Origin of the sequence: Synechococcus sp. R5-15 (assembly GCF_047462035.1) — a bacterium.
In the GTDB taxonomy this organism is placed as follows: domain Bacteria; phylum Cyanobacteriota; class Cyanobacteriia; order Thermostichales; family Thermostichaceae; genus Thermostichus.
Window position 1 is genome coordinate 1 of record NZ_JANSIK010000015.1, and the last position, 5,807, is coordinate 5,807.

Annotated in this window: 5 protein-coding genes and 1 pseudogene; 1 reads left to right on the top strand and 5 read right to left on the bottom strand. The window is 58.7% G+C overall.

The annotated features are described in order from the left end of the window. Positions 1 to 253: 253 nt before the first annotated feature. The 3 genes from xth to sfsA form a co-directional block, all read right to left on the bottom strand. The gene (gene xth / locus NW839_RS01870) at positions 254 to 1,039 is read right to left on the bottom strand and encodes an exodeoxyribonuclease III (RefSeq protein WP_414351932.1); all 786 of its coding nucleotides are present in this window, start codon (positions 1,037 to 1,039) and stop codon (positions 254 to 256) included. 12 nt (positions 1,040 to 1,051) lie between these two features. Beyond that, positions 1,052 to 2,311, bottom strand: coding sequence for a GTP cyclohydrolase II (locus tag NW839_RS01875; RefSeq protein ID WP_414351933.1), 1,260 nt, complete (start codon positions 2,309 to 2,311; stop codon positions 1,052 to 1,054). 98 nt (positions 2,312 to 2,409) lie between these two features. Next, entirely contained in the window at positions 2,410 to 3,108 is a 699-nt protein-coding gene (gene sfsA / locus NW839_RS01880) for a DNA/RNA nuclease SfsA (RefSeq protein WP_414380450.1), read from the bottom strand. A 325-nt stretch (positions 3,109 to 3,433) separates the two neighbouring features. Here sfsA and NW839_RS01885 point away from each other — a divergent pair, with 325 nt between their 5' ends. Continuing rightward, positions 3,434 to 4,036 (top strand): NYN domain-containing protein, encoded by a 603-nt coding sequence (locus NW839_RS01885; protein WP_414351935.1) that lies wholly within the window; start codon positions 3,434 to 3,436, stop codon positions 4,034 to 4,036. A 59-nt stretch (positions 4,037 to 4,095) separates the two neighbouring features. Here NW839_RS01885 and cbiE read toward each other — a convergent pair whose 3' ends face one another. Beyond that, positions 4,096 to 5,355, bottom strand: coding sequence for a precorrin-6y C5,15-methyltransferase (decarboxylating) subunit CbiE (gene cbiE, locus NW839_RS01890; RefSeq protein WP_414351936.1), 1,260 nt, complete (start codon positions 5,353 to 5,355; stop codon positions 4,096 to 4,098). Next, positions 5,356 to 5,807, bottom strand: a pseudogene (locus tag NW839_RS01895) (hypothetical protein); the annotation flags it as partial. It abuts the gene before it with no gap.

The window sequence follows — 5,807 nt, forward strand, 5'->3', positions numbered from 1 at the left end:
AACTTCCGCATTCCTCCCGACACTGACCCTACGGGTACAGTGCGGGGCTCCTGCGATTTCTAGCTGAAAATTCTCGAAGAGGCCGCTCCATTTTAATTGGATGGCTAGTTGGTATGAGCTGTTATGGTCATTTAAACAGGAATGAAACATTTCCGCCTGGCTCCCCTCTTCCTCTGAGAGAAGGGGTGAAGGCAGTGGCAGGGAGCGTTTGGGGAGTGTCTCAACCTAGCTTGAAATGACTATAACAAGGCGCTTAAATATCCAGGGCAACAATGACAGGGGCATGATCGCTGGGTTTTTCGGCCCGCCGTGGCTCAACATCGATCCAGCAAGCGGTGGCTTTCTCCTGTAGCTCACGAGACAGATAATGATGATCAATGCGCCAGCCGCGATTCCTTTGAAACCCCCCCGAGCGATAGTCCCACCAGCTAAAATGGCCGGGATCTGGGGTGAACCTGCGAAACGCATCTTCAAACCCTAAAGCCAGGATCTCCCGCAGGGCTTGTCGCTCCGGTTCGGAAGCCATGATTTCTCCCGCTTTTTGGGGATCGTAAATATCCCGATCTTCCGGGGCAATGTTAAAGTCCCCGCAGAGCAAGATGGGATCCCCTTGGCTCAGGGCAACGGCGAGGTAATCCTTCAGCGTGGCTAGCCAGCGCAATTTATAGGCGTATTTTTCCGATCCCACCTCAGAACCGTTGGGCACATAAAGGTTGAGAATACGGATCCCGCGGTAGATGGCGCTCATCAGCCGCTTTTGCTCGTCCAAATCTGCCGCCGCAGGCAGCAGCGCACCAAACCCCCGTTCTACTTTTTCCGGGGGATCCCGGCTGATCAGAGCCACACCGTTGTAGGACTTTTGCCCGTAGACCTCCACATGAAAGCCCCGCTCCTGAAAGGCCGCCCGGGGAAAGTCTTCATCCACCACCTTAGTCTCCTGCAGGCAGAGCACATCCAGGGATCCCTGGCTGTCCAGCCAAGCCAAAACCTGAGGCAGCCGGGTGCGAATGGAGTTGACATTCCAGGTAGCCACTTGCATGAGGGATCCCGCTCACTCCACCAAGGCTCTTCCTCGGATTTGGGCCAGCCGCTCCGCATCCAGCACCTCCCCCTCGGTGTAGTAGCCGGCAGCTTTTTTGGCCTCGATCTCCCCACGGGCATCCGCCGGGATCAGCTCTTCTGGGATGGGCACCCGCTGCAGAACCTCAATGCCGGAGTTGGTGATGGCTCGATACTTGAGGTCGCTCATGGAAATCAGGCGATCGATTCGGGTTATGCCCAGCCAATGGAGCACATCCGGCATCAACTCCTGAAACCGGATGTCTTGCACCCCTGCCACACACTCGGTACGGGCGAAGTAGGCATCAGCCCGATCCCCTCCTTCCTGGCGCTTGCGGGCGTTGTAGACCAAAAATTTGGTCACCTCCCCCAAGGCGCGGCCTTCTTTGCGCAGGTACACAATCACCCCGGCTCCACCGGCCTGGGCCGTCTTAACGCATTCCTCAATGCCATGCACCAGGTAGGGGCGGCAGGTGCAAATATCCGAGCCAAACACATCGGAACCATTGCATTCGTCGTGAACCCGCACCGCCAGGGGCAAAGCCGGGTCGGTGATGGCGGCCACTTGCCCGATGATGTACACCGTCTGGCCACCGATGGGCGGCAAAAACACCGATAGGTCTGGACGGGTCACCAATTCTGGAAACATGCCTCCCGTTTGCTCGAAGAGGGTGCGGCGCAGCAGGCTTTCGCTCACCTGCAATCGTTTGGCGATCCCCGGCAGGTACCAGACCGGCTCGATTGCGGCTTTGGTGACCACCAGGCTGCCGTTGTCTTTGAGGATCCGGCCATCCACCCGTAACCGCCCTTTGTTGACCGCCTCCTGCAGTTCTGGCATGTGGATGTGGGCCTGAGTAATGGCAATAGTAGGGCGAATATCGTAGCCCTGGGCATAGAGGGGAGCAAAGACTTCCCCCACAACTGCTCCCCAGGGATCCAAAGACACAATCCGGTCTGGATCTCCCCAGCTTGGGTGAGGGCCAATCGACACCACCGGGGCAGTATGGGTTAAATCGGCGCGGTGATCCGCCTGCAGAGAGCCACTGGCCACAGCCAATGCCCGATAGACAGCGTAGGCTCCCGCATGGGTGCCGATGACATTGCGATGGGCAAGATTGGTCAGGCTACCCACCACCGGCCCCCGCTGCAGTGGATCCAAGGCTCCCCAGCGAATCGGCTGGGCTTGCGTCCCATGAGGGGAGGGATGGGAAGTCAGGACAATGTGATGAGGACGGGAGGAAGGTTTGCTCATGGTCCTCAAATGCCTGGAAAATGGAAGAATCTGGAGAAAACAGAATTATAGGCGATCCCCAGCCGTTTCAAGAGAGCTTGCCCCTTCTTTTGGGGTGCTTAGACAACGATTTTGGCCAAACCCAAGGGGCGGATCCCTGCCGGCGAAACCTCGACCCGATAGGGCAACATCTCTACCCCGACCTGCAGGGCCTCACGAAACAGACGGGCATAGCGGGGATCCCGTTCTTCGCCGGGGGCAAACTCGGTGCAATCGGCGCGATTGATCCAGTACATCAGCAGGGCACGCTGACCCTGTTGGCGCACCGCGATCAAATCTTCCAGGTGTTTTTGGCCGCGAGTGGTCACCGTATCGGGAAACAGCGCACGGGATCCCACAGCCCAGGTGGTGTTCTTCACCTCCAAATAGGCCGAGCCAGAGTCTCCTGTCAGCAGAAAGTCGATTTTGCTCCTGCCGCAGGTCACCTCCCGTTGCCGGCGGGAAAATCCTGCCAACTGGGGAAACCACCCTCGCTCCAGCCCCCATTCCACCAGGCGATTGGGCAAGCTGGTGTTGATCCCCACCCATACTCCATCCACCTGGATCATCTCCCAGGTGTAGGCCAGTTTCCGTTTCGGCTCTGGGTGATGGGAGAGGTACACAGGTGCCCCCACCTGACAGACCCCACTCATCGGCCCCGTGTTGGGGCAATGGGCGATGATCTGTTGCCCGTTTTCCAGCTCCACATCGGCCAAAAACCGCTTGTAGCGGCTGCGCAGCACCCCTCTGTGCAAGGGGCTCGAAAAGCGGTAAGGCACCGGCCCATCCCTGCACTCCATCCGCAAAGCCTCTCCTTATCGTAGGTATTTTTTCTTTAGGATTTTGGAAATCTTCTCCGTGGATCGTCTCTCCTGCGCTAGGGTAAATCATGTGTCCCAAGGCTTGGGGCAGCCTTTTACGGCTTTTTCCGACTTCATGGGAATTCTGCAGATCACTCTGGGAAGCAGTAAGATCCCTATCGCACAAGAGAGGCGTCTGCATTAGCTGTAGTCAGTGCTGCCGGAAAGAGCTGTATTGGCGATTAAACCCATTTAACACCTCTTTTTTCTGCCCTTTTGTCAAAACTTGGAGAAGAAAACCCGAATGCTGCGTCTTGATCCTGATCCCGGCTTTCAGCCTGCGGATCCCTTGCAGGACAACCGTGGGCGTGTGGCCATATTCATCGACGGGTCTAATCTGTTCTATGCCGCTCTGCAACTGGGCATTGAGATCGACTACACCCGTCTGCTGAAGACGCTGAGTGGTCGGTCGCCCCTTTTGCGCTCTTTTTTCTACACCGGCGTCGATCGCAACAACGAAAAGCAGCAGGGGTTTTTGCTCTGGATGCGCCGCAATGGCTACCGCGTGGTTACCAAAGAGCTAACCCAGTTGCCCGATGGATCCAAGAGAGCCAACCTGGATGTGGAAATTGCCGTGGATATGCTGTCGCTGGTGCGCTGGTATGAGACGGCTGTGCTGGTGAGCGGCGATGGAGACTTGGCCTATGCGGTCAATGCCGTTAGCTACCAAGGGGCACGAGTGGAGGTGGTCAGCTTGCGTTCCATGACCAGCGATCAACTGATCAACTTGGCGGATCGCTACATCGACCTGGAATCCATCAAAGACCAAATCAAGAAGACCAACCGTCCCTCCTCTCCCTACCTGTACCGACCGGGGTTCACCGCCGATGAGGAGGACGAGGGGTGACTTCATCCCTCACCCCTAGCTCCTCTCCCCAAAAGAGAGGGGCGATCAGTTCAGTAAGTTCACTGTGATTCCGAGTTTGAAGGGATCCCTTGCAGCAGGTAAACCGGGTTCAGGGGGGCAAAGCGGGTGCCCTCGGCCAGGACGGCAGAGCGGGAGATCTGAACGTGATCCACTCGGACTTGCCAGCCCCGAGAACGCAGCCATTGCAGGGCCTCGCTGCAGGTTTCTAGGGTAGCGAAGTTGGCCACTAAGATCCCTCCAGGCCGCAGGCGGGCTTCCACCACCGGCAGCAGATTGCGGATCCCTTTGCCGCCACCGCCCAGCACCACCCGATCCGGATCTGGCAGGTCGGCCAACACTTGGGGGGCTGCCCCCGGGATCACCTGCAGGTTCTCCAGTCCAAAGCGTTGCCGGTTGCGCCGAATCAGACAGATGCCCATGGCGTTGCGCTCGACAGCATAGACCTGGAGCCGAGAAGAGAGGCGGGCTATTTCGATGGCCACCGAGCCGGTGCCGGCACCGATATCCCACACCACGCCCTCTTGGGGGAGCTGCAGGGATCCTAAGGTGAGCAGGCGGATGGGCTGCTTGGTGATCAAGCCGGGCTGGTCGGGAAAGGTGTAGAACTGGTCGTCCGGGATCCCGACCAAAGGCCAGCGATGGGGATCTGGCTCCGGCTCTACTCGTCGCAGCACCACAACGTTGGGGCTGGGGAAAACGGCGTCTTCCCCTTCTTGGAGGGGCACGACCTGTTCTTGAGGGGATCCCAGTTGACTACAGACCCAGGCTTGGTAACGCACCGGCAGCCGCAGGTCGGCAATGAACTGGGCCAAGACGGTCGGTGTATGCTCCGGATCGGTGAGCACCACGATCACAGGGGATCCCTGCTTGAGAACGGCTTCCAACCGCTCCACTCCCCGCCCGTGCAGGCTGAGGATGGTCGCCTCCTGCCAAGGGATCTGCAGGCGGTTCAGGGCCAGCTGCACCGAGCTCACCTGCGGATAGAAGGCCAACCGCTCCGCTGGGAAATACTCCGTCAACAGCCGCCCGATCCCGAAAAAAAGCGGATCCCCGCTGGCCAACAAAACTAGGGATCCCTGAGCCATCTCCTGCTGCAAAAGCGGGATCCAACTTTCCACCGGCCCGGTGAGCGGGATCTTGCGGGCCGGATGATCGGTAAAGTGCCGGAGCAGATGAGGGGCTCCTGCCAAAACCCTGGCTTGGGAAAGGGGGGGGATCCCCCAGGAAGCCACAGAGCCATCCCCCGCTACCCCTACGACCGCAAGCTGAGGTGACCGCCCAGGTGCTGCCGTAGCCATTTAACGTTCGACAGGTGGGTGGTATTGGCGCATGTGATTGAGAAAATCCAGTCGCAGCTCCGCCACTTCCCGTTGCATTTCCCGCATCTCCCGAATAAAGCTGAGTTGAGCCTCGATCAGGCGGCCATCGCGCTCCCGAAATTGCTCCATCATCATGGCTTGCGCTTCCCTCAGTTCGGCAAACCCAGCCTGCATATCTCGGCGGCACTCCTGTATGGCCACCTCCAGCTCGTCTCCCCGCTCTTCGTTCTGTCGAATCCGCTCCTGGTTCTGTTGGATCAACGCCCTGATCTCCTGGATTTCGGTCTGGAGTTGGGCTTCCATAGCCTGCCGCTCGGCCCGCATTTCGGCCATCTGGGCCTCAAAGCGCTCGGCAGATCGTTGCTGCTCGGCCCGCATTTCGGCCATCTGGGCCTCAAAGCGCTCGGCAGATCGTTGCTGTTCAGCCCGGA